The 20,793-nt window shown below is 56.2% G+C and carries 22 protein-coding genes and 3 tRNA genes; 17 read left to right on the top strand and 8 right to left on the bottom strand.

Features of this window, described 5'->3' with window-relative positions:
* The first annotated feature begins 38 nt into the window (after positions 1 to 38).
* The 3 genes from LDN04_RS03630 to LDN04_RS03620 all read left to right on the top strand — a co-directional run bounded on the left by LDN04_RS03630 (position 39) and on the right by LDN04_RS03620 (position 1,365).
* Complete coding sequence (locus tag LDN04_RS03630; protein ID WP_223906411.1) at positions 39 to 236, top strand: ArsR family transcriptional regulator; 198 nt, start codon at positions 39 to 41, stop codon at positions 234 to 236.
* Between the two features lie 184 nt (positions 237 to 420).
* On the top strand, positions 421 to 792 hold the full coding sequence (locus tag LDN04_RS03625; protein ID WP_223906408.1) for a DUF2784 domain-containing protein: 372 nt from the start codon (positions 421 to 423) through the stop codon (positions 790 to 792).
* Positions 793 to 990: 198 nt separating this feature from the next.
* Entirely contained in the window at positions 991 to 1,365 is a 375-nt protein-coding gene (locus tag LDN04_RS03620) for a cupin domain-containing protein (RefSeq protein WP_223906405.1), read from the top strand.
* 80 nt (positions 1,366 to 1,445) lie between these two features.
* Here LDN04_RS03620 and LDN04_RS03615 read toward each other — a convergent pair whose 3' ends face one another.
* The 4 genes from LDN04_RS03615 to LDN04_RS03600 form a co-directional block, all read right to left on the bottom strand.
* Positions 1,446 to 1,736, bottom strand: coding sequence for a hypothetical protein (locus tag LDN04_RS03615; RefSeq protein WP_223906402.1), 291 nt, complete (start codon positions 1,734 to 1,736; stop codon positions 1,446 to 1,448).
* A 91-nt stretch (positions 1,737 to 1,827) separates the two neighbouring features.
* A complete protein-coding gene (locus LDN04_RS03610) occupies positions 1,828 to 2,061 on the bottom strand; it encodes a DUF3820 family protein (protein WP_223906399.1) in 234 nt (77 codons plus the stop codon).
* A gap of 4 nt (positions 2,062 to 2,065) precedes the next feature.
* Positions 2,066 to 3,070 (bottom strand): tRNA-dihydrouridine synthase, encoded by a 1,005-nt coding sequence (locus LDN04_RS03605; protein ID WP_223906395.1) that lies wholly within the window; start codon positions 3,068 to 3,070, stop codon positions 2,066 to 2,068.
* 4 nt (positions 3,071 to 3,074) lie between these two features.
* Positions 3,075 to 3,575, bottom strand: a complete 501-nt coding sequence (locus LDN04_RS03600) for a peptidylprolyl isomerase (RefSeq protein WP_223906393.1) — start codon at positions 3,573 to 3,575, stop codon at positions 3,075 to 3,077.
* A 220-nt stretch (positions 3,576 to 3,795) separates the two neighbouring features.
* Here LDN04_RS03600 and LDN04_RS03595 point away from each other — a divergent pair, with 220 nt between their 5' ends.
* The gene (locus tag LDN04_RS03595) at positions 3,796 to 4,266 is read left to right on the top strand and encodes a DUF2844 domain-containing protein (protein WP_223906392.1); all 471 of its coding nucleotides are present in this window, start codon (positions 3,796 to 3,798) and stop codon (positions 4,264 to 4,266) included.
* Positions 4,253 to 5,737 carry a DUF3443 family protein gene (locus LDN04_RS03590; RefSeq protein WP_223906390.1) on the top strand — a complete coding sequence of 495 codons (1,485 nt, stop codon included), beginning with the start codon at positions 4,253 to 4,255 and terminating at the stop codon, positions 5,735 to 5,737. The genes LDN04_RS03595 and LDN04_RS03590 overlap by 14 nt, the downstream gene beginning before the upstream one ends.
* An 86-nt stretch (positions 5,738 to 5,823) precedes the next feature.
* Here LDN04_RS03590 and LDN04_RS03585 read toward each other — a convergent pair whose 3' ends face one another.
* Together LDN04_RS03585 and LDN04_RS03580 are read right to left on the bottom strand one after the other, a co-directional pair.
* Positions 5,824 to 6,897 (bottom strand): type IV pilus twitching motility protein PilT, encoded by a 1,074-nt coding sequence (locus LDN04_RS03585; RefSeq protein WP_223906388.1) that lies wholly within the window; start codon positions 6,895 to 6,897, stop codon positions 5,824 to 5,826.
* Positions 6,898 to 6,942: 45 nt separating this feature from the next.
* A complete protein-coding gene (locus LDN04_RS03580) occupies positions 6,943 to 8,712 on the bottom strand; it encodes a DUF4388 domain-containing protein (RefSeq protein WP_223906387.1) in 1,770 nt (589 codons plus the stop codon).
* A gap of 384 nt (positions 8,713 to 9,096) precedes the next feature.
* On the opposite strand from LDN04_RS03580, the gene LDN04_RS03575 reads away from it, so the two are divergent.
* The 4 genes from LDN04_RS03575 to LDN04_RS03560 all read left to right on the top strand — a co-directional run bounded on the left by LDN04_RS03575 (position 9,097) and on the right by LDN04_RS03560 (position 11,548).
* The gene (locus LDN04_RS03575) at positions 9,097 to 9,756 is read left to right on the top strand and encodes a YceH family protein (protein WP_223906385.1); all 660 of its coding nucleotides are present in this window, start codon (positions 9,097 to 9,099) and stop codon (positions 9,754 to 9,756) included.
* 77 nt (positions 9,757 to 9,833) lie between these two features.
* A complete protein-coding gene (locus LDN04_RS03570) occupies positions 9,834 to 10,433 on the top strand; it encodes a CoA pyrophosphatase (protein ID WP_223906383.1) in 600 nt (199 codons plus the stop codon).
* 90 nt (positions 10,434 to 10,523) lie between these two features.
* Positions 10,524 to 11,252: a DUF1847 domain-containing protein gene (locus LDN04_RS03565; RefSeq protein ID WP_223906381.1), complete on the top strand. Its 729-nt coding sequence runs from the start codon at positions 10,524 to 10,526 to the stop codon at positions 11,250 to 11,252.
* Between the two features lie 2 nt (positions 11,253 to 11,254).
* Complete coding sequence (locus tag LDN04_RS03560) at positions 11,255 to 11,548, top strand: DUF2288 family protein (RefSeq protein ID WP_223906378.1); 294 nt, start codon at positions 11,255 to 11,257, stop codon at positions 11,546 to 11,548.
* On the opposite strand, the gene thpR is transcribed toward LDN04_RS03560, so the two are convergent.
* Positions 11,530 to 12,066, bottom strand: coding sequence for an RNA 2',3'-cyclic phosphodiesterase (gene thpR, locus LDN04_RS03555; RefSeq protein ID WP_223906376.1), 537 nt, complete (start codon positions 12,064 to 12,066; stop codon positions 11,530 to 11,532). The genes LDN04_RS03560 and thpR overlap by 19 nt on opposite strands.
* A gap of 188 nt (positions 12,067 to 12,254) precedes the next feature.
* Positions 12,255 to 13,304, bottom strand: coding sequence for a CapA family protein (locus LDN04_RS03550; RefSeq protein ID WP_223906375.1), 1,050 nt, complete (start codon positions 13,302 to 13,304; stop codon positions 12,255 to 12,257).
* Positions 13,305 to 13,405: 101 nt separating this feature from the next.
* Between LDN04_RS03550 and serS the strand changes: the two genes are divergently transcribed.
* From serS to LDN04_RS03510, 8 genes are all read left to right on the top strand, one after another.
* Positions 13,406 to 14,674: a serine--tRNA ligase gene (serS, locus tag LDN04_RS03545; RefSeq protein WP_223906373.1), complete on the top strand. Its 1,269-nt coding sequence runs from the start codon at positions 13,406 to 13,408 to the stop codon at positions 14,672 to 14,674.
* Between the two features lie 6 nt (positions 14,675 to 14,680).
* Positions 14,681 to 14,766 (top strand) — tRNA-Ser (locus LDN04_RS03540).
* 22 nt (positions 14,767 to 14,788) lie between these two features.
* A tRNA-Ser gene (locus tag LDN04_RS03535) sits at positions 14,789 to 14,881 on the top strand.
* A gap of 52 nt (positions 14,882 to 14,933) precedes the next feature.
* Entirely contained in the window at positions 14,934 to 15,407 is a 474-nt protein-coding gene (locus LDN04_RS03530; RefSeq protein WP_223913326.1) for a DUF2155 domain-containing protein, read from the top strand.
* 8 nt (positions 15,408 to 15,415) lie between these two features.
* Positions 15,416 to 15,492 (top strand) — tRNA-Arg (locus LDN04_RS03525).
* Positions 15,493 to 16,425: 933 nt separating this feature from the next.
* Positions 16,426 to 17,436, top strand: coding sequence for a hypothetical protein (locus tag LDN04_RS03520; protein WP_223906371.1), 1,011 nt, complete (start codon positions 16,426 to 16,428; stop codon positions 17,434 to 17,436).
* Between the two features lie 261 nt (positions 17,437 to 17,697).
* Entirely contained in the window at positions 17,698 to 19,638 is a 1,941-nt protein-coding gene (locus LDN04_RS03515) for a hypothetical protein (RefSeq protein WP_223906369.1), read from the top strand.
* 52 nt (positions 19,639 to 19,690) lie between these two features.
* On the top strand, positions 19,691 to 20,776 hold the full coding sequence (locus tag LDN04_RS03510; protein WP_223906367.1) for a hypothetical protein: 1,086 nt from the start codon (positions 19,691 to 19,693) through the stop codon (positions 20,774 to 20,776).
* The last annotated feature ends 17 nt before the right edge of the window (positions 20,777 to 20,793 follow it).

Genomic DNA, 20,793 nt, shown 5'->3' with positions numbered 1-20,793 from the left:
AGACTGTACCTACGTTGATAGGGGAAAGGAGTCCGACAATGGGAGAAGTTGCACGGACAACCCCGGCGGAAGCCCGTCGGAAAGTGACGGCAGGGGAGGCGCTTTTCGTCTGCGCCTATGAAAGCGAAGAGTTGTGTGGCAGGATGATGCTCGAAGGGGGAATATCCCTCGCCCAGTTCCGGAGCCGTCTCGGCAGCCTGGACAAGGGGCAGCAGATCATCTTCTACTGCGCCTGACCGACCGAGCATACATCCGCCGGTCGGGCGGAAGAGTATCAGGCGCAGGGATACGGGAATGTCTCGGCGCTGCTGGGTGGAGTGGAGGCCTGGAAGGGTGCCGGCTACCCGGTCAGGTGAGCAAGTGAACGACGTATGAAAGGCGGCCAATGGCCGCCTTTTCCGTGTAACTACGGAGATATCCATGCCCTATCTTGTTCTGGCAGATTTGATCGTGCTCGTCCATGCCTTTTTCGTCCTCTTCGTGCTGTTGGGAGGAGTTGCGGTGCTGCGCTGGCGGTGCCTGGCATGGTTGCACCTGCCTGCCGCCATCTGGGGTGTGGCGATTGAGATGGGAGGATGGGTCTGCCCCCTCACCTTCGTGGAAAACCGGTTTCGGCGGCTGGGGGGAGAAGCGGGGTACGGTGGTACCTTCATCGAGCGCTACCTGGAGCCGCTCCTCTATCCCCTCGGCCTCACTCGTAATTTACAGATCGTGTTCGGCCTGGTGGCCATCCTCGTCAATCTTGCCATATACGCCAGTCTTTGGCGGCGCTCCCCCCACAACCGTACGTGACAATTTCCCCCTGCCGGACCTTTGCCGTCGTCTTCCACCGCATTGCCCCTGATTAGGGGGGGAATAGACGGGAAACAGCGGGAGGACCCGGCCGTAACGACGCGGGCGTCTTGGCTTGAAGTTTCTGGAACGGAGGAGGAAAATGAAACCAGAAGAAGAGGGAACTGTTCCGGATGGGTGCAGGGAAAGGAGCGAACCATGAAAACCATAGGGGAAAATGCGGACGTCAAGAGTTTCACCATGCCGGATGAAGTCAGGACCTTCCCGAAGGGGAGAGTGGAACTGGTGACGATAGGCGGGGCGATGGTTGGTCGGGCGATCTTCGAGCCGGGGTGGCGCTGGTCGACCTCGGTGCAGCCGCTGGTCAACACGAAAAGTTGCGAGGCGCCCCATTTCCAGTACCACGTGGCGGGTAGGCTGCATGTGGTCATGGATGACGGGAGCGAGTTCGACTGCGGGCCGGGTGACGTGTCGCTTCTGCCGACGGGGCATGACGCCTGGGTTGTGGGCGATGAGCCGGCCGTCGTGGTGGACTTCCAGGGGATGGTAGATTACGCCAGGTCAGGTCGGTAGCGGCTTGGCGTCCATGGAACGGTGGAAGAAAGGGGACGGAGAGCGCTCCCCTTTTTTGTCGGGAAGGGGTGTCCGGGTGGCTACTCCACTTCCTGGTCTTCCTCGTACCGGTCGATGAATGTCTTCTTGTTCAGCCGGTCGAGCCCCTGGGCGATCAGACGGAATCCGAGCATGATGAGGACCAGCCCGCCGATGACTGTCGGGCCGGTGCGGAAAATGAGGCTGACGATTCCGATCGACATGAACACGATTCCCAACGACTGGCACCGCGCCTGCTTTTCCTTGCCGGTGTGGGAAACGGAATATGCGTAGAGCTGGTAACAGACCACCAGCGCTATCAGCAACGCCAGGTATTTTAGAAATTCCTGCATAAAAGTTCCTCCCTCTTTTGTGCCGCCGGATTCCATTCCCCCGCCGGCTGCCGTGCTAAATCATACCCCGAAAAAGATGCGGGAACAACTGTCAGGGCTGGTGACGCAAAGGATCGAACAGGAATTCAAGCCCGTTGACCTTGATTTCGTAGACCGCTCGGAGCATGTCTCCGAGCTTTCCGTCGGGAAACCCCTGCCGGGAGAACCAGACGACATAGGGCTCGGGGAGGTCGATCAGGAGCCGACCTTCGTATTTGCCGAAGGGCATCCGCTGGCGGGCCAGTTCGAGGAGTGCCCGATGATCCGGTTGTGGCACGCTGTCCATCGGTTTATCCCAAACCATCGAGGATGGCCGTAAAGACCCGGATGGTGCGGGCCTTCCTGAGTTGTTTGACCTCCCGCGCGAAGGCGGGATCGTCCATGGTGGCGAAGACCCCCTTGACCTTGTTCAGGACCTGGACCTCGCCGCAGAACATTACCCGGTAACGGGCGAGAACATCTCTCAGGTAGCGTTGCAGTGCCATTGCCCGTTCCTGCCGGTCCGGCTCCGCGGCTGCCAGCCCCCGCAGCCTTTGGAACAGCAAAGGATCGGCGATGGCGCCCCGGCCGAGCATCAGACCGGCGGCGCCCGTCTCCCGCAGCACGCGCATGCCGTCGGCGGCGCTCCGGATGTCGCCGTTGGCGATGACCGGCAGCCGGGTATGGCGTACCACGTCGGCGGTCACGGCATGGTCCGCCCACCCCGTGTATTCCTGGATTACCGTCCGGGGGTGGAGGACGAGAAAATCGACCCCGGCCGCTTCGAAGAGGGGGAGGAGGGAAAAGACCTGGCGGTGATCGTCGTAACCGGCACGGAGCTTGATGGAGAAGGTGCCGGAAACGGCATCGCGCAGTGCGGGGATAATCTCTTCCAGGTCCTCCGGGCGGCGGAGCATTCCACCCCCGGTGAGGCCGCTGGTCATCCTTCCGTAGGGGCATCCCAGATTGAGGTTCAGGTGCACCGCACCGGCTGTCTCGGCAGCCCGGGCGGCGGACACCAGGGCCTCCTTGCCGTGACCGATCAGCTGGACGACCAGGGGGACTCCCTCTTCGTCCGGGACGATTTCCAGCAGGTCCCCCGCGGAGAGGCGCTTTCTGGCCGCCACGGGATTGACCCGCATGAATTCGGTAAAAACCGTGTCGGGACGCACCCAGTCAATGAAAAGGGCACGCATGGCCCGATTGGTGAGACCCTGCATCGGGGCAAGCATGAGGGGGACCTGACCCGGTCGCCAGGGGAGGTGTATTGGTTCCGTGGCGGCCGGGTCAGGTTGCTGCGGTGCTTCATTCTCCATGGGGCTAGAGAATCTCCACCAGTTCCAACTGGAAGGTGAGGTCTTCCCCTGCCAGGGGGTGGTTGGCGTCGAAGGTAATGCTGTCATCACTGACACCGGTCACGGTCACGCCGATCTCTTCGTCTTCCTCGTTGGCAAGTACGAGCTGGTCGCCGATTTCCGGGTTGAGGTCCGCAGGGACATCGCTCCGCGGAACCGTGAATACCTTCGTTTCGTCGTAGTCGCCGAAGGCGTCTTCGGCGACGATAGTCACCGATTTCTTCTCGCCGGGGGCCATTCCCACCAGTGCATCCTCGATCTGGGGAAAAAACTCCCCGCTGCCTATGGTCAGCTCCATCGGCCCGCTTTCGCAACCACAGCCGCAGTCGCCATCGTCGCATTCGTCGGTGTCGCATGCGTCGTGCTCGCATTCGTCGCCTTCAAGGGTGGAATCGAAGACGGTGCCGTCTTCCAGTGTGCCGGTGTAGTCGATTTTTACTTTATCGCCCTTCTGTGCCTGTGCCATGGTGATACCTTTCTCTGATATGCTCGAATAATTGGAATTCCTATCTTACCCAGAGTACGGGGAAATGCTGCCGGCAGTCCAGTAAAATTTATTCAGGGGGCTCAGGCCGGTTTTTAGCGGGCAATGTTCACACTAAACCGGATGCATCTCAGGGCAAGACTGGTATACTGTAAATTCATTGAGTCTCATGATGCCAATTGCGTAAAGGGAATTCACGACCATGAATCGACGACACATCGCCCTACTGTTTGCACTCTCCCTTCCAACCATCATTGTTGCAGCCACGCATGACGCCCAGGCGGCACTCGGTAAATCGGCCGCTTCGGTGGCGTCGGACAGCAAGGCCCTTTCGGCCGTTCGCCGGACTACCACGGCCCGCAATGGCTTTACCGTTCACGTGATCGTGTCCGACGCGAACACGGTGCGGGAGTACGTTTCCCCTGACGGCACCATCTTTGCCGTAGCCTGGAACGGGCTGTCCCATCCCGACCTCACTCCGCTCCTCGGTTCCTATGCCGATGAATACCGGCAAGCCCTGAAGCAGACTCCCCGCAAGCCGGGCCGCAGATACCTTCAGGTGAAAGCGAACAGGGTAGTCGTGGAGAAATGGGGACACATGCGCAATCTTCAGGGCCGTGCCTACGTGCCGGCTCTCATTCCAACAGGAGTAAGTGTCGATGAGATCAAGTAACGTTCTGTTTCTCGCTCTCTGGATTGTTCTGGTGGCCGGCTGCGGCGGTGGTGGCAGTGGTGGCGGCATCGTTGGCGGCGGTGGCGGGACGAAATCTCTTGTTTCAATCGCCATAACGCCTTCCAACCCTTCCATTGCGGTTGCAACCACCCAGCAGTTCACGGCGACCGGGGCCTATTCCGATAACACCAAGCAGGATCTGACTGCCTCGGTTACCTGGTCATCCTCAAACACCAGTGTGGCGACGATTGTCGGTACCACCGGCCTCGCCACGTCCGTTGCCATAGGATCCACCACGATAACGGCTGCTCTGGGGGGCATATCGGGGACAACGACCCTCACGGTTTCGCCTGGCAGCAGTGCGAACAACGTGCTTGCCATCTCCGTCAAGGACTCACCCTCGTCAACTTTTCTCTACCCCAACAAGCCGACCGTCAGCGTAACCATCTGCACCCCCGGCACCTCTACCTGCCAGACGATCAATGACATCCTGCTGGATACGGGGAGTTACGGGTTGCGGATTTTCAGTCAGATCCTGACCGTTCCCCTGACACAGGTGACCGTCGGAGCCGGCGCGCTTGCCGAGTGCGTCCAGTTTGTTGACGGCACGGCGGATTGGGGGCCGGTGCAGTTGGCAGATGTCATTCTGGGAGGGGAGCCTGCCGTCAGGGTTCCCGTCCATGTTTTCAACGCCGCGTTCGGTGCCGTCCCTCCTTCATGCGGAATTCCGGAGGCGAGTCCTGCCGCCGCCGGCTATAACGGGATCCTGGGGGTAGGGCTCTTTACCCAGGATTGTGGATCGGGGTGTGTAACCAGTCCTCTCAACGGGATATATTACTCCTGCAGCGGGACGAACTGCACCGGCACGACGGCTCCCCTTACCAGCCAGGTCCAGAATCCGGTGGCGCTTCTTCCCCAGGATAACAACGGCGTTCTCGTGCAGCTCCCGGGAATTCCCGCGGGGGGCGCCCCGTCGGTCGCCGGCTCGCTTGTCCTCGGAATCGGCACCCAGGCAAACAATACCCCTTCCGGCGTGACGGCCTACCCTGTAAACCCTCTGACCGGCGATTTTGCCACAGTGTTCGGTGGTACCACCTTCACCAGTTTCATCGACAGCGGCTCCAATGGCCTGTTTTTCAGCGTTCCCGCAGCACTTGCCGGCCAGCTGCCGGTCTGTGCCTCTCCCAATACGAGCTGGTTCTGCCCACCTTCTACCGTCTCGTTTACCGCCACCAACAGTGGCTATTTGGGTTCTCCCAGCGGTCCGGTTTCCTTCCAGATAGGTAATTCCACTACACTCTTCTCGTCGAGCAACATCCTCTCGTCGGGCAACAATGCATTTGCCGAACTAGGCGGACCCGCCCCGAGCGAGTTCGATTGGGGACTGCCATTTTTCTACGGACGGAGTGTGTTCACGGGGATTGAAGGAAAGACATCCTCCTTGGGGAGTGGCCCTTACTGGGCTTATTAATCCCGGGTCGTAACAAAGAAAAAAGGACGGGGCGCTTATCGGCCCCGTCCTTTTTTCGTTTACAGCTTCAACAACCGAGGTTGTGATTACTCGTTCTCGAAGGTGAGCTTTCGCTCCAGGTCCATGGACCGGGTGATCCGCTTCGCCTGCTCGAAGGTTATGATGTCCTGCTGGCAGAGCTGGACCAGGTGCTGGTCCAGTGACTGCATCTGGTACTGGGACCGGCCGTTTTCGATGTGCCGGTCCAGCTCGTCGAGCCGCCCCTCCCGGATGCACGCCTGGATGGTGGTCGTGGAGCGCATCACTTCTACCACCGGGACGATCCTCTCCCCCGTCTTGTCTTTTATGAGACGGAGGGAGACGGTGGCGACCAGGATGTCCGCCAGTCGCTGGCGGATGACTTCCTGGGCGTCGGGGGGGAAGTTGCCGAGGAGCCGGTTGATGGTGGAGCCGGCGCTCTGGGTATGGAGGGTGGAGAAGACCAAGTGGCCGGTCTCCGCCGCCTTGATGCAGGAGTCGATGGTCTCCAGGTCCCGCATCTCCCCCACCATGATAACGTCCGGGTCCATGCGGAGGGCGGCCCGCAGGGCGGCGGAGAAATTTTCGGTGTCGATCCCCACCTCCCGCTGGATGATGCAGCTCTTGTCCGACGTGAAGAGAAACTCGATGGGGTCTTCGATGGTGATGATGTTGAAGCTGAAATTCTCGTTCAGGTAGCGGAGCATGGCGGCAAGGGTGGTGGACTTGCCGTTGCCGGTCGGGCCGGTGACGAGGATGAGTCCGTTGGGAGCCTTGACGATTTCCGATAGCACCGGCGGAAGGTTCAGTTCCTGGAAGGTGCTCACGCGGGGGGGGATGACCCGCATGACGATTCCCACATTCCCCCGCTGGCGAAAGATGCTGACCCGGAACCTCCCCCCGTTGGGAAGGGAGTAGGAAGAATCGAGTTCCTTGATGTCGCCCGGCACCTTGCGGTTGTTGTGCTCGATGATGGTCTGGGCTATGAAAACGGTGTCCTGGGATGTCAGGTTGGGGAGCTTGGAGCGGACCAGCTGACCGCGGGCACGGAAAAAGGGGGGATTGTCGACTTCGAAGTGCACGTCGGACACCCTCTTGTCAAAGGCGATTTCCAGTATCTGCTGCAATGTTTTCAGATCCATGGCATTTCCTCGTTATTGATATGTCGTAATGGCATTCTGCACCGTCTACTGTCCGGCGGTTTCCCGTTTTTTCCGGTATACGGCGTATTCCAGAGCCCGCCCCGCGTAGTTTGCCAGGACTTCCAGCATGTCGACGGGCACGTCCGGGACCTCGTTTCGCCCGAAGTCTCCGTAGACGACGGCGATGGTCTTGCCGAAGCTTCTCAGGGGGAGCAGGAGTATGGTCGAACGTGCCGGAGCCCCGATTACCGGGAATAGCAATTCCCTGACCACCGCATCGGTGGTATCCCCGTAATAGACGGAACCCTCTTCGACGACGGTCCGAAGTAGCGAAGGGGAGTCAAGGGGTATCCGGAAACCGAGGGGTGACGCCGCTCCGTGCTCTTTTCCCCCCTTGATTCCGAAGGATTTTTCGGCGATCAGTTCCTTCTCCCTGACGATCAGGGTGAGGGACCGCTCAAAGGAGTCGGCGATGAATTGCAGAAGGGCGAAGGCGATATCCGGCGCCTCCTTCATCCCCCGCAGAGCCGACACGCTTGTCCGGAGCCGGCCGACGAGGTGGTCCGCCGGCGAGGGGACATATCCGCACAGGAACTCCAGCAAGGCTTCCAGGAAACTCTTCATATCCGGAACAAAGGAATTTCTCCGCTCCTTCAGGGAAGGGGCGGGAATAACGGCCCTGACACCATCCTTGTATGCCTGCATCGAAAGGGGGTAGTCGAGGGGAGAGGTGAGCTGGATGATGGCGACGCCGGGGAATTGCTTCCGAAGCTGCTGCCGAAGGGGGAGGACCTTTTCCTCGGACAGGCCGTCCGGTTTTCCCGGTCGGTCGAGCACGAGGAGCGGAGTTCTCCGTTTCGACAGGAACTGGTCGATGATGTGCTCCAGGTCCTGTTCATCGTTGCTGGCGAAGACATGAATCCCTTCCTGTTTGCAGACTGTCGTTATGCAGTAGGAAAGGATCTCGTCGGCGGTGAAGAGAATGACGGATGGTACCGGGCCCCCCGTGGGAGCCGACTCAACCCAGAAACGAACCGGCTTTTCGAGAAACGCCAGGAGCTCCTCTCCTTCGTGCTGGGCAAGGCCCGAGGCGGTTTCGGCCGTCATATCCTCTGTTCCACCGCTTTCCGAGGTCCGGTCGTCCAGGCTCGTGAAGACCGCGGGGATCTTTCGTTCCAGCTTGTCCAGGTCGCCCAGTCCCAGGTCGTCGGCGGAAAGGAGGGCAGACGGGGCGCCCCCCGGCAGATCCCGTGCTGCAGGGAGCTCGTCCTCAGGAGACTCGTCTTCCAGTTCGCCGTCGCGCATCTTCTCGTCATAGATGCGAAGGGCGTCCATCAGGATGCTCTGGGTGTCGACGTTGACTTCCATCCCCATTTTCCCCGGGTAGTACCGGTAGTCGTCGGGGGTTGTCTGATTCATCACATCCAGGCTGAAGGAGCCGCGCTTCCAGGTCAGCATCTCGACGATGGTCAGTTCGATGAGGAGTTCCAGCCCTTTGTAGGCGTCCTCCTCCCTCACGAGCCCCATTTCCAGCAGCATGACAATCAGGGGTTTGCGGTCGTCGCCGGCCTGCTGTTGCTGTTGAAGTGTCTGGTCGAGGATTTCGGGGGTGATGACGTTGAGGCTGATGAGAATTTCGCCGAGGCGGATGCTGTTGTTGAGATGATTGGCGCTGACGATGTAGCCGTCCTTGAAGACTAGCTGACTCTCACCCTTGCGGCTTTGGACGTTCAGCACGCCGGATTTCCTCGTCGCGTGGAGCAGTTGTATCACGTCGACTATCGGCAGGTGTTCCAGGTCTCCGGTGAAAGACATCGGTGGCTCCTCTCTCGGCTGATACGGCAAGAAAAAATATCCCCGGGCCGGATCGACCCGGAAGAAAAACGGAACACGAACCACGGTTTCCGGTCGGTGCGTTCTGCGCCGAGCCGCACCATTAAACCGCAAAATGACGAAACTTGCAAGCGGCAGACTGCATTCTTCCGGCACGGTCGGTCATGGTCTCCCGGCAGACATCGGGCGGCATTGCATCGGACTGTTTTTTTCTGTCATGGTAGAGTGTTGTTGAGTAAGCAAAATGGTTGCCATTTTTTCGGGGATTTCCGTTGTCATCCATTGTATTAAAGCCATGCATCGCCGGACAAAAATTGGTATACTGGTCCCCTTCTGGTATCACTCAGCCTCGAAAAGGAGTGTCGCATGGAAACAATGCTCAACGACGTGGAGGTACGGGTGCTCGGTTCCCTTGTGGAAAAGGAACTGACCACACCGGAATACTATCCCCTCTCTCTTAATGCCCTTACTAATGCCTGTAACCAGAAATCCAACCGGGATCCGGTACTCACCCTGGAGGAGGCCGATGTGGTGCGCGCCCTCGATTCCCTCCGCTTCAAGCAGCTGGCGCTGCAGTCGGCCGAGGGGGGGAGGGTACCGAAGTATCGCCATGCCCTGGTGGAGAAACTGCGCTTTTCCCCCGCTGAGTTGGCGATTCTGGCCGAACTTCTGCTGCGCGGTCCCCAGACGGTAGGGGAGTTGCGCACCCGGGCGGAGAGGATGCACGCCTTTCTCAACCTGTCCGCTGTGGAGGGGGTTCTGGAAGAACTGCTGGCGCGCACGCCCCCCCTCGTGACCAAGCTCCCCCGCCAGCCGGGGCTGAAGGAGTCGCGGTACGCACACCTGTTCTCCGGCGAGCCGGAACTGACAGTGGAGGAGCTTTCTCCACCTCCTGAACCTGCCCGGCTCCGGGTGATGGCCGAGGACGACCGGGTTGCCAAAGTGGAAGAGGAAGTTGCCGAACTCCGCCTGGAAGTTGCCGAATTGCGCCGGATGGTCAGGGAGTTTCAGTCCCAGTTCGAATAGTAAGGACGTCCATGCCGAACCCCGATTGTCGAGCCGAATCCGATCATGAATCTTGCCCATCGCTTCACCCGTCCCCGGTGCAGGTGACCCTTGCCGACATCGAGCGCGACCTGGCGGGACACATGCCTGAACACCCTGCCACGCCGGGGCTGAACCATGCGGCTGTCGCCCTCGTTATCCGTGAAGGCACCGACGGTCCGGAGGTCCTTTTCATCGAACGGGCCTCCCGGCCCGGAGACCCCTGGTCGGGGGACCTCGGGTTTCCCGGCGGCAAGGTGGAGGCCGGGGACGACGGCCCACGGGAGGCCGCGGAGCGGGAAGCCCGCGAAGAGCTAGACCTCGACCTCGGCCAGGCCCGCTATATCGGCCGCCTCACCGACATCGTCGGCGCCCATCTGCCGGTAAGGGTCTCCTGCTTCGTCTACGGGGCCGGCCCGATCGGCCCGTTCAGTTTCAGCGATGAGGTACGGGATGCGTTCTGGGTGCCGCTTGCCGAACTTGTGGCCCCGACGCGCCACATCATTGCTCCGGTCCGCTTCGGCGCGGACACCTTCGAGCGCCCCTCTATCCGTCTGCCGGCGGCAGGCAAGCCGGTGCTCTGGGGGATCACCTACCGGCTCGTCATGCAGTTCCTGGAAATCGTGGGGAGTCACTTCCCTCCCCCGCCGGTCTCGTGATGGTTTCCCGGGAACACGGGTTGACCGCCATAACGGTTTGATACTTGAAAAAACGGGGGGCTTTTTTCCGGGCTCCCCAGGGAGGTCATTGTGAGCGACGAAAAGAAGTTACCCGGCTGTGCCGCATGCAGCGCGGTCTGGCAAAAAAACGGCACCACGAACTGCTGGAGCGGCGATCCGTCGACGGCGCCCCCCCGGCCGGCAAACTGTCCGTCGAGCACCGGCGAAGATCTTGTCAGGGAGTCCTTTGCCCGCTACATCGACGACAGCGAGGATGCCCGTCTCGCGTTCGTGGCGGCAAAGGTTGAGGGGCTCTGCTATCAGCCGGTTCCGGGAAGCGATGCGGTCAATGCCCGTTGGACGAGAGTGGAGGATACCATTGCCCTGGCAAAGCTCATGGGGTGGAAGAGGATCGGTATTGCCACCTGCATCGGGCTTCTGTACGAAACGGAGAAGCTCACTGCCATTCTCAGTGCCCAGGGGCTTGAGCCCCTGTCAGTCTGCTGTAAGGCGGGGAGCATCGACAAGCTGGAACTGGGGCTGGCGGAGGCTGACAAGGTCCGTCCCGGCACCTTCGAGCCCGCCTGCAATCCCATCGCCCAGGCCGAGCTCTGCAACAGGCACGGGACGGAGATGAACATCATCGTCGGCCTCTGCGTCGGCCACGACATGTTGTTTGCCAAGTATTCCAAGGCGCCGGTAACGACCCTCGTCTGCAAGGACCGGGTGACGGGACATAACCCGGTGGCGGTGCTCTATGGCCAGAATTTTTACTACAAGCGGCTGCAGAAACAGCCGGTGCTGACCGGGAAGGAGTAGGGATGGGAGCGACCCGGGAGGAACTGGCCTTGCAGGTGGACGTGGCGGAGTGGGGATGGTTGCGCCCCCATGGCGAGCGGGGTGGCCTTATCGTGGTATCGGCCCTGCTGGATCTGGCCGAGGTGGGGGCACGGGTGGCTGCGGACGACGTGGCCGCCATTGAATCCTGGATCGCTACCGGAGATCTGGGGAAACCGACGGCCGCGCAGCGGGAGGCGTGGGATGCGGCCCCCGACCGGCGGTTCCGGACGTTGGTGGTGAGCCCTTACGTGCTTGTTCAGGAGCTGGTCAACTGATAGCTCCCTTCGCGCCGGTGCAGAGCCCCGGTGGGGGTGAGGGTGCTGGAGTAGAGGTGAAACTCCGTGACAGGAAAGGTCGAGGTGGCGAACGCGCGGTGCTCCCCTTCGTAGGCGGCAAGCAGGAGTGACGGCGTCCCCTTCAGGCGGGCAAGGGTGATGTGGGGGGAGAAGGGGCGTTCCTCCGGCGGGATTCCCGCCCGGACGAGAGCTGCTTCTATTTCCTGTTGCAGAGCCAGGAGGCCGGAGGGGCGATCCATGCCGACCCAGAGAACCCGTCCCGGCCTGCCGAAATGGCCCACCTGACGGAGAGTCAGGCTGAAGGGATCTTCATGGACGTGCCGTAGTGCCGCATCGATGTCCCCTTGCTGCTGTGCCTCGACCTCCCCGATGAACCTGATGGTGAGGTGCAGCTGGTTCCCTGCCACCCACCGTCCTCCCGGCAGTTCCTCCCGAAGGCTTGCCAGTTCCTCCCTGACGTTTCCCGGCAGATCAATGGCGACAAAAAGTCGTGGCATGGCCATTCCCCTCTTCTGAATGCGTGAGGGGTCAGTGACCTGTTCTGCTCAGAGCCCCCTCGCACCGCCGCTTTACGGCTTACTTCGCGCCGGCCTGCCTGCCGGCTCAGCTCAATTTCGCCTAAACCGGCAGGTCCTCGGGGACATTCGCTTCATAGGACACTGATCCCTCACGGGAAGATTTACGTTTACCGTGTGGCAACCCGTTGGTTGTCCCCTCCCATGTCGAGCAGGTGGCGCCCGTCGCTGGTGACGATGGTCGTTCCCAAATGTGCGGAAATGCGGTTGAGGTTGGCGATCACCGCGTCTCCCCGTCCTGCTTCCATTATTCGAGGCTGGAATCGGACCGTGCTGTTCAGGACGTTGAGGGGGATGAATTCCACTTCTCGTACCCCCTCTCCAAGTGTGATCCGGGCGATGACGCTCTGCCGCGACGACGGGCTCAGGCTGCCGAAAGCGTAGTTTCCCAGGCTGTACAGGATTACACTGCCCTTGTAGCGCTCGATTCCCTGGAGGACGTGGGGGTGGTGGCCGAGCACCACGTCGGCGCCGGCGTCGATCGCCTGGTGGGCGGCAGCAATCTGTCGGGAGTGGGGACGCTCCGCCCGCTCCGTACCCCAGTGGAAGGAGACAATGACGTAATCCGCCATCTGCCGTGCTTTGGCAATGTCGTCTGCGAAGAAGGGAGTATACCCAGGCGCCGTACCGGCGCGACTTGTCGTGGCGTAGAACTCTTCGGGGAAGGTGAGGGAATAGGCGAGAAAGGCGAGCCGTTTCCCCTTGACGGTGATGGTGACTGCTCGACGGGCCGCTTCAAGCGTCTCGCCGGCGCCGGCATGGAGGATGCCGTGCCGATCCAGGAGGTCAGTGGTGTCCTGAAGACCTGCGGGACCGTAATCGAGCATGTGGTTGTTGGCCAGGGTCAGTACGGTGAATCCTGCCTGACGGAGGGCGATTGCCGCCGCAGGGTCGGCCCGGAAGCGGAACTGCTTGTCACGGAATTCATCGCCGCGGCTGGTGAGGGGTGTTTCCAGGTTACCGATGGCCAGGTCCCCATTTTGCAGGTGGCGGCGGGTAGCAGCAAAGGGGTAATCGTACCCGAGTCGGGCATAGGTTGGGGTGCCGCTCCCTGCCAGCATGATGTCACCGACGGCATTCAGCACAATCTCATCTCCCCTGGCGGGGAGGGAAAGGGCGCAGAGGCAAAGGCAGGTCAGCAGCGCGAGTTGTCGCAGCATGGGCGATTCCGATCGGGCGGCCGGATAATAATTGTTGACGGGTCGCCGTGCAAATGCTACAAAATATAGCTTTATTTATCAGAAAGTAAAGGCCTTTCACCATGCTGGACGTGAAATACATCCGGGACAATTTGGAGCTGGTAGAGGCGCGACTGGCGACCCGAGGCGGCGGTGTTTCACTTGCCGGCTTCCGGCAGCTGGACGAACGGCGCCGCGAACTGCTGCTGCAGAGCGAGACCCTTAAGGCGTTACGCAACAAGGTGTCCGAAGAGATAAGCCGGATAAAGGACAAGAGCCAGGCCCAGGGCCGGATTGCTGAAATGAGGGAAGTCTCCCAGCAGGTGAAGGTGCTGGACGACCAGTTGCGCGGGGTGGAGGAGGAATTACAGCAGATTCTGCTGACCGTCCCCAATATTCCCCATCCGGACGTTCCCCGCGGTGCTTCCGAAGCGGACAACGTTGAGGTACGGAAATGGGGGGTCCCGCCCCAGCTCACATTCACCCCCAAACCCCACTGGGAGCTGGGGGAGTCGCTGGGAATCCTCGATTTCGAACGGGGGGCCAAGATCACTGGCGCTCGCTTCACCCTCTCACGGGGAGCAGGTGCCCGGCTGGAACGGGCTCTCATTAATTTCATGCTCGATCTCCACACGGAGAGGCACAATTATGTTGAAATGCTTCCTCCCTTTATGGTAAACAGGGAGAGCATGACCGCCACCGGCCAGTTGCCGAAGTTTGAGGATGACCTGTTCCACCTGGATGGCCCGGATTATTTCCTGATCCCGACGGCTGAAGTACCGGTGACCAATATCCATCGGGGGGAAATCCTCCGGGGAACCGATCTTCCCGTGAGCTACACGGCCTACACCCCCTGTTTCAGGAAAGAGGCCGGTTCCTACGGAAAAGATACCCGTGGCCTTATCCGCCAGCATCAGTTCAACAAGGTTGAACTGGTCAAATTTGTCAAGCCGGATACCTCCGATGGCGAACTGGAAAAGCTGTTAACGGATGCAGAAACGGTCCTGCAGGTTCTGGACCTCCCCTACCGGGTGATGGCGCTCTGTACGGCCGATCTCGGCTTTTCTGCTGCGAGGACCTACGATATCGAGGTCTGGCTGCCGGGTCAGGACACCTACCGGGAGATATCTTCCTGCAGCAATTTCGGTGATTTCCAGGCACGGCGGGCAGGTATCAAATACCGCGAGGACGATAAGGCAAAACCGGAGTTCGTCCACACCCTGAATGGTTCCGGTCTGGCCGTAGGCCGGACGCTTGTGGCCATTTTGGAAAACTACCAGCAGGAGGATGGCTCAGTCGTCATCCCTGAGGTGCTACGCCCCTACATGGGCGGGGTGGAAAGAATCGACTAGGCTTCCGGAGGGATGGCCGAGTGGTTTAAGGCGGCGGTCTTGAAAACCGTTGAACGAAAGTTCCGTGGGTTCGAATCCTACTCCCTCCGCCATTTAATGACGAGACAGATTCCTGGAGAGATGGCCGAGTAGGTCGAAGGCGCTCGCCTGCTAAGCGAGTATACTGGGAAACCGGTATCGAGGGTTCGAATCCCTCTCTCTCCGCCATAAATTAAGGCATCGCGGCTTGCCGCTTGCCAAGGAGGATCTGGTGAAGTACATGCTGAGATTCACGCTGTTTGCCCTGCTTGTTCTGGCGGCAGCAGGTTGCAGCAAAAAGGAAGAGAAGAAAGCGGGCGATATGGCTGCACCCCACGGCCAGACCCCGCGCAAAGAGTCGGTGGTCGTTGTACCCGACAACGTGAAAGGGAAATGGAAGGCGGTCAAAATAGCAGTAACCGACAAGACTGCCAACAAAGAGATGGTCTATACCATGCCGATCGGCGCCGACTTTCCCCTCCCCGGCAGCGACATCGTTGTCAGGGTGGAGAACTTCCTCCCCCAGTTCAGCATGGAGGGGACGACCCTTACGTCCCAGTCTAACGAGCCCAAAAACCCCGCGGCACAGGTGCGGATCACGGAAGGTGGGAAAGAGCTTTTCAAGGGATGGCTGTTTTCCCTTTATCCGACAACCCATGCGTTTCAGCACCCCAAGTATGGTTTTACCCTGGTCGATTTCGTACCGGCCAGTTAGGACAGTACGCGCTTGTAGCTCAGCTGGATAGAGCAACGGACTACGAATCCGTAGGTCGGGAGTTCGAATCTCTCCAAGCGCGCCATTTTTCAAGGGCTTAGACAAATCGTCTAAGCCTTTTTTTTATTTTCTGACGCAGATCTGACGCAGGCGCGATAGTGTTGCTCGATCTCAGCACTGGTAGTTGTACTCAATACTCTCGTAAACCACCAGACGCTTCTTCGCTTATCATGTACCATGTGTAAGCTCATCAGAGTGATCTACAAGCGCGTACTGTCCCTAACAAGGCAGCAATCACTCTTCCTTCAAGTAGTACAGGCGACTATATGGCCTCTATTAGATAGATGTCTATGGTCTCCAGTACAAGTAGTTGGTAATACTGATTAAATTATCGCTTTTCTATATCATGTGGGTTTAGCTGACAATATGCACTATATGTAGTTGTACCAATACACCTATTCGTGGGCAGCACGTCCGCCAAGTCTCGCATGCTTTAATCTTATTCTTGGATGGTGGTGGTAAGATGGTGGGTGTTGCCGAGATGTGCAGATAAGCAGAAGATGTGAAAGTATGATTCCTGTGACGATTTCATTTTTATAAGTTAGGCCCAGGTAGAGTATTGAATATTCATATCGTAAATGAAAAGATCGGTAACCCCTAGGTCACTTTTTTCCAAGCATGATCATGATCCCCTACCCGTCCTCGTAGTTACCCTACCTGATTATTTCAACATGAATTGTTTCGCTTTTTTATGTGCAGATGAAAAGCGATCCGCACATAAAAAACCGAGTCCACGAAAACCTTCAAACCCTTGTTGTATCAGTCTCTATTATGTGGTAAGTATCCTTCATATTGCGTCAGATTTGCGTCTATATTTGCGTCAATTTCTGGTATGGTGCTGTAACTAGTCGATACTACAGCATAATATAATACGAGCAACGGATAGCTAATCTCTTGTCCCAAATTTGGAGACCAAATGGACTTATCTAATATTAATACCAATAGTAGACAATTGTACATGACATATGCCGATATAATTAAATTGGCTATCAGATATGAGTTTTCTGGTAATGATAAATATAATAGTACAAATGAACAATTAAATTATGTGGAACAATTGGTTATTGATATTAATGACGCAATAGAAGATAGGATTATATATCCGATAAATGTAGACAAACCAGAAAGTAAAATTAGTGATAGCAAGCACTATATCGAGCCAATAAAAATTTATGGTGCTATTGCTGGCCTACTAATCTGTGCTGCAATGTTAAAATGGCTGTGGAACGATACTTCTATCAGAAATGCTATTTTGCGTGATAATCCTGATGCTGATATATGGGAAATAATTACGAGACTCATGCTGATAATTGCATGTAGTGTTGCAGTACCATTATTGCATTCACTATTTACATTCATCAATATATTGGCATTAAAAGCAAAAAGTGACACACCTATCGGAATGATTAAATATCAAGTAGCAGAAGCAAAAAATAGAAAATATGCTTCCGCAGTTTACTTCACTGATTCGGTAATTGATTTTCTAGATGAAAAGTATAATTACGAGATTAACAAGAGCTGGCATGGATATTCTTATGGTGAAACTACATCCGTATGGGAGGAAGGGGCAGAAACGTCAAATGGTTGTCTCAATAACAAGTTGATTGCAGACACCGGATTGCGCAGGTTGTTCTACGATAAGAAGAAATCGGAAAAGATGGCCAGGCTTGCAAATATCAAACATCGACCATTAACAACAGCCAAGGAGAACATAATAGAATTTATTATAAATGAAGTACCCTCACCATGTACTTGTTACCATAATCAAATTGCAAGGTATATTTTGAAGAATCAGAATAAGGCGGGAATCCCTTCAATTACATATACAGACTATAATGGGGTAATGGAAAAAATATCAGAAAACATCCTTCGGAAATGTGCCAAGGAAGCAATGGAGAAAGTTGACCCAAGTAGAGTGTATAGTAAAACAATTGCATTGAAAAAGTGCGAAAAACATCGAATCATGTGAAATCACCACACACAATCGGCATATCGCTAAAACCCCGTAAAGAACTCTTCTTGTAAATTCGATGAGAACCTTTATGCATAGTTCAGTTCTATGCTGAACAGTTCAATTTCTCTCGCATACCCCCCCCTTAATATTACGCACACCCATCCTTACCTCTTCGCATAACCCCCCTTATGCGAAGTTGGCACGCATGTTTTCTGCAATAACTCTCCTCGCGACCTGGCGTTATCCAGGTATTTTTAGCAGTACGAGGAGAATCGAATGAACACAGTAGTATCCCCATTCCACATCGAGGATCGGCCTCCCGAGGAAAAGGTCAACTCGGCCACGGCAGAAAGAGTCAACCAAGAAACCCCAACCAATGGTGATGAACATCAGAGAGTTGGGGAACTGACAAACAAGAGCGATCAAGCTCAATCATTCTCAGAGATCGATGAGTTTGCAACTGTTTCCAAACAATTGCAGGCGCATGAATTTTCAGAACATGAGAATACAGGCGACGACCCAATCTCCGCCTTGCAGAAAGAGCTTCAAATCTGGGTAGCTGAAGGAAATGACAAAGCAGCGGTTCTTTCCAAAGCACTTGACTGGAACCGAGCCAATGGCGATGCACTCACTACAGAAGATATTGTAGCCATTGTCGAAGAGCTCACGGAAAAACCCGTCGGTGAAGTGCCACCTCTGACGCCCAGGGACCTACTTTTTAAACTTGCCGAGGACATGATTCTGTTCAATGATGACCAGAGCAAGCCGTACTTCTTTTACGAGGGAGAAGCATTCAGCGCCCCAAGTGTGCATGTTAAAAATCGCCTCACCCATCACTTTTTGATCGAGATGGAGGACCTCCCTCCCAAGAAGGATCTGAATGCTGTTCTGAACATCTTGGAATCTAGGGCCAGGTTCGATGGGCCTAGAATTAGTTTAATGAACAGAGTAGCAAGCAGCGATGCCGGGATTTTTTACGATCTCCGAGATAAGCGATACGTGAAGGTCACTTCTGATGGATGGGAGATTGTCCCGTCCTTCCCGCTATTTCGCCGCTATCAGCATCTGCAACCACAGAAAGAGCCCATTTCTGGTGGTGATCCATGGGCCGTTTTCAAATTCCTCACGGTTCCCGAAGAAAGCCAGCTGTTGGTAATGGTCTACATCATCAGCCTTTTCGTTCCCAAAATCGCCCATCCAGTTTTCGCGGTCTGTGGCGATCAAGGTTCCTCGAAATCCTTCTTTTGCACAGTCATAAATCGGCTCGTAGATCCAACTCTTACCGAACGGGTAATCCAACCGAAGAATGAGCGCGACCTTGTTCAGACACTCAGACAAAAATATGTGACGGTTCTCGACAACCTGTCAAAAATCGACAACCGCGTGTCAGACATATTCTGCCAGGTTTGCACCGGCGGGAGCGTGAGCTATCGACAGCTTTACACCGACGAAGGCGAGAACATTGCCCAGTTCCGACATGTTGTAATCCTCAACAGTATCAACCTGGCAATCATCAACGCTGATTTAATGGATCGGTCCATAATTCTGAAGCTGCGCCGGATCGACCCGCTGGACCGGAAACCGGAACATGAATTGTGGGAGGCTTTCGAGGCGTCCAGAGCCAGTATCCTCGGCGGGATATTCGATACGGTGGCAAAGGCTATGGCGATTTATCCAGAAGTCGAAGTGGAGCATCTGCCCCGCTTGGCTGACTTTGCGAAGTGGGGATATGCCATTGCTGAGGCTTTGGGAAAAAGCGGAGACCAGTTTCTCAACGACTTCAGCCAAAACGTGAAACATCAGAACGAGAGTGTGGTCGAAAAAAATGTTCTTTGTCAGACGGTCCTAACTTTGATGGCGGAAGGGAAGCCCTACCTGGCGAAGGTGAGTGATGCACACGAAACCTTGAAGAGCATCGCCAAGCGGGATGCCAAGGACGAGACATTTCCAAAACTTCCGCATCATCTAAGACCGTCTTTGGATAGGTTGCGGGCGTCACTCTTGGAACACGGGGTATCCTACCAATTTATGGAGCGTGGCAGCAGTGGGGTAAGAATACTTTTCACCAAAGTAGATTCATCAGATACACCTCCCCCTGCGGAATCCTCCACTGGTTCGGTTTTGGCCATTGAGGATGAAGCTGGTGAACCTGGTGAAGCTGCTGGTGAGCTTCCGGAAATACAGTTCGACGAAATGCCGGAGGCGATCAGTGCATAAATATATCGTCAGATCGGCATTTACGGCCAAGTCACCGACGGGAGATCGGACAATGAAAAAAGGAGAGGCTTTATGCCTCTCCTGCTCCAAAGCAGCTTCGCTAATCTCAAGAGGTTTAATCGTAGATGCACATATTGGCCTCGACCTCTTGGACAAATATGAGACAAGAGCCAAGGTGCTCATGGAGAAACTGGGATATTCACAAGGAGGAGCCCAGACTGAAGCCGTTCAACTGGTGAATTCATGCCTGAAGCGCCATGAGTCAATGAAAAGCACACGGTCTCCAGGAGCTGAATTTCTTGCTAAGGTTGAAGAGTTTAATCGGAATGCAACAGGAAAGAACCCGATAACAAAGGTAGATGCTGAAACAGGAGTAGGCGAGTGGGCGGGTTATCGCTGCAATATAGGACATGGATGTTCCCATGGATGCCTGTACTGTTATGCAGAGAAGATGGCAACACGGTTCAAGCGCGTTGATGGTGCAGAAGAGTGGAGAGAGGAAGTCCTTCAAGATCTTTCGACTGAGGGATGCAAAAAATACGACTCAGCCATCATGTTTCCTACGAGCCACGATATTACCCCAAATTACCTGGATGCTTACCAGTGTCATCTCTATAATATCCTTAGTTCCGGGAACAGGGTAGTACTCGTCAGCAAACCACATCGGGAATCAATAGAAGCTATTTGTGCCGAGTTTTCCTCGTTCCGGGATGTTTTGACCTTCCGCTTTACAATCGGGGGGATTGACACTACAGCCATGAGACATTGGGAGCCAGGAGCACCAGCATTGGCTGAACGTCTGGATTGTCTGAAGCACGCATTTGAAGCAGGTTACAGGACAAGTGTGAGTGCGGAACCCATGCTTGGTGGTAGCGAAGAGGCGGAGAAGTTGTATTACATGCTGGAACCATATGCCACTGAAGATCTTTGGTTTGGAAAAATGAACATGGTTGGAGGGCTCAGGAAAAACCAAGACCCCGAAATCGTACGATATGCGACAGAACTTTACAACCTTCAGACCGACGAAGAGATCATGGAATTGGTTGAGAAACTTGACGGATTGTCGAAGGTTCAATGGAAAGATTCGGTGAAAGAAATAATCGAGAAAGCAGCTCAGAGCTCAGGAACTGAAAAATAAGATAACAATACAGGGAG

It is taken from the genome of Geobacter sp. AOG1, assembly GCF_019972315.1.
Lineage (GTDB): Bacteria > Desulfobacterota > Desulfuromonadia > Geobacterales > Geobacteraceae > Geomobilimonas.
Note: the sequence above shows the minus strand (reverse complement) of the source record. Positions and strands in the feature narration are given on the sequence as shown.

Coding starts and splice junctions, on each gene's coding strand:
- LDN04_RS03520 (WP_223906371.1), top strand. CDS start 16,426: ATGACATATGCCGATATAATTAAATTGGCTATCAGATATGAGTTTTCT.
- LDN04_RS03625 (WP_223906408.1), top strand. CDS start 421: ATGCCCTATCTTGTTCTGGCAGATTTGATCGTGCTCGTCCATGCCTTT.
- LDN04_RS03615 (WP_223906402.1), bottom strand. CDS start 1,736: ATGCAGGAATTTCTAAAATACCTGGCGTTGCTGATAGCGCTGGTGGTC.
- serS (WP_223906373.1), top strand. CDS start 13,406: ATGCTGGACGTGAAATACATCCGGGACAATTTGGAGCTGGTAGAGGCG.
- LDN04_RS03580 (WP_223906387.1), bottom strand. CDS start 8,712: ATGTCTTTCACCGGAGACCTGGAACACCTGCCGATAGTCGACGTGATA.
- LDN04_RS03610 (WP_223906399.1), bottom strand. CDS start 2,061: ATGGACAGCGTGCCACAACCGGATCATCGGGCACTCCTCGAACTGGCC.
- LDN04_RS03620 (WP_223906405.1), top strand. CDS start 991: ATGAAAACCATAGGGGAAAATGCGGACGTCAAGAGTTTCACCATGCCG.
- LDN04_RS03590 (WP_223906390.1), top strand. CDS start 4,253: ATGAGATCAAGTAACGTTCTGTTTCTCGCTCTCTGGATTGTTCTGGTG.
- LDN04_RS03560 (WP_223906378.1), top strand. CDS start 11,255: ATGGGAGCGACCCGGGAGGAACTGGCCTTGCAGGTGGACGTGGCGGAG.
- LDN04_RS03595 (WP_223906392.1), top strand. CDS start 3,796: ATGAATCGACGACACATCGCCCTACTGTTTGCACTCTCCCTTCCAACC.
- LDN04_RS03515 (WP_223906369.1), top strand. CDS start 17,698: ATGAACACAGTAGTATCCCCATTCCACATCGAGGATCGGCCTCCCGAG.
- LDN04_RS03575 (WP_223906385.1), top strand. CDS start 9,097: ATGGAAACAATGCTCAACGACGTGGAGGTACGGGTGCTCGGTTCCCTT.
- LDN04_RS03630 (WP_223906411.1), top strand. CDS start 39: ATGGGAGAAGTTGCACGGACAACCCCGGCGGAAGCCCGTCGGAAAGTG.
- LDN04_RS03510 (WP_223906367.1), top strand. CDS start 19,691: ATGAAAAAAGGAGAGGCTTTATGCCTCTCCTGCTCCAAAGCAGCTTCG.
- thpR (WP_223906376.1), bottom strand. CDS start 12,066: ATGCCACGACTTTTTGTCGCCATTGATCTGCCGGGAAACGTCAGGGAG.
- LDN04_RS03600 (WP_223906393.1), bottom strand. CDS start 3,575: ATGGCACAGGCACAGAAGGGCGATAAAGTAAAAATCGACTACACCGGC.
- LDN04_RS03530 (WP_223913326.1), top strand. CDS start 14,934: ATGCTGAGATTCACGCTGTTTGCCCTGCTTGTTCTGGCGGCAGCAGGT.
- LDN04_RS03605 (WP_223906395.1), bottom strand. CDS start 3,070: ATGGAGAATGAAGCACCGCAGCAACCTGACCCGGCCGCCACGGAACCA.
- LDN04_RS03550 (WP_223906375.1), bottom strand. CDS start 13,304: ATGCTGCGACAACTCGCGCTGCTGACCTGCCTTTGCCTCTGCGCCCTT.
- LDN04_RS03585 (WP_223906388.1), bottom strand. CDS start 6,897: ATGGATCTGAAAACATTGCAGCAGATACTGGAAATCGCCTTTGACAAG.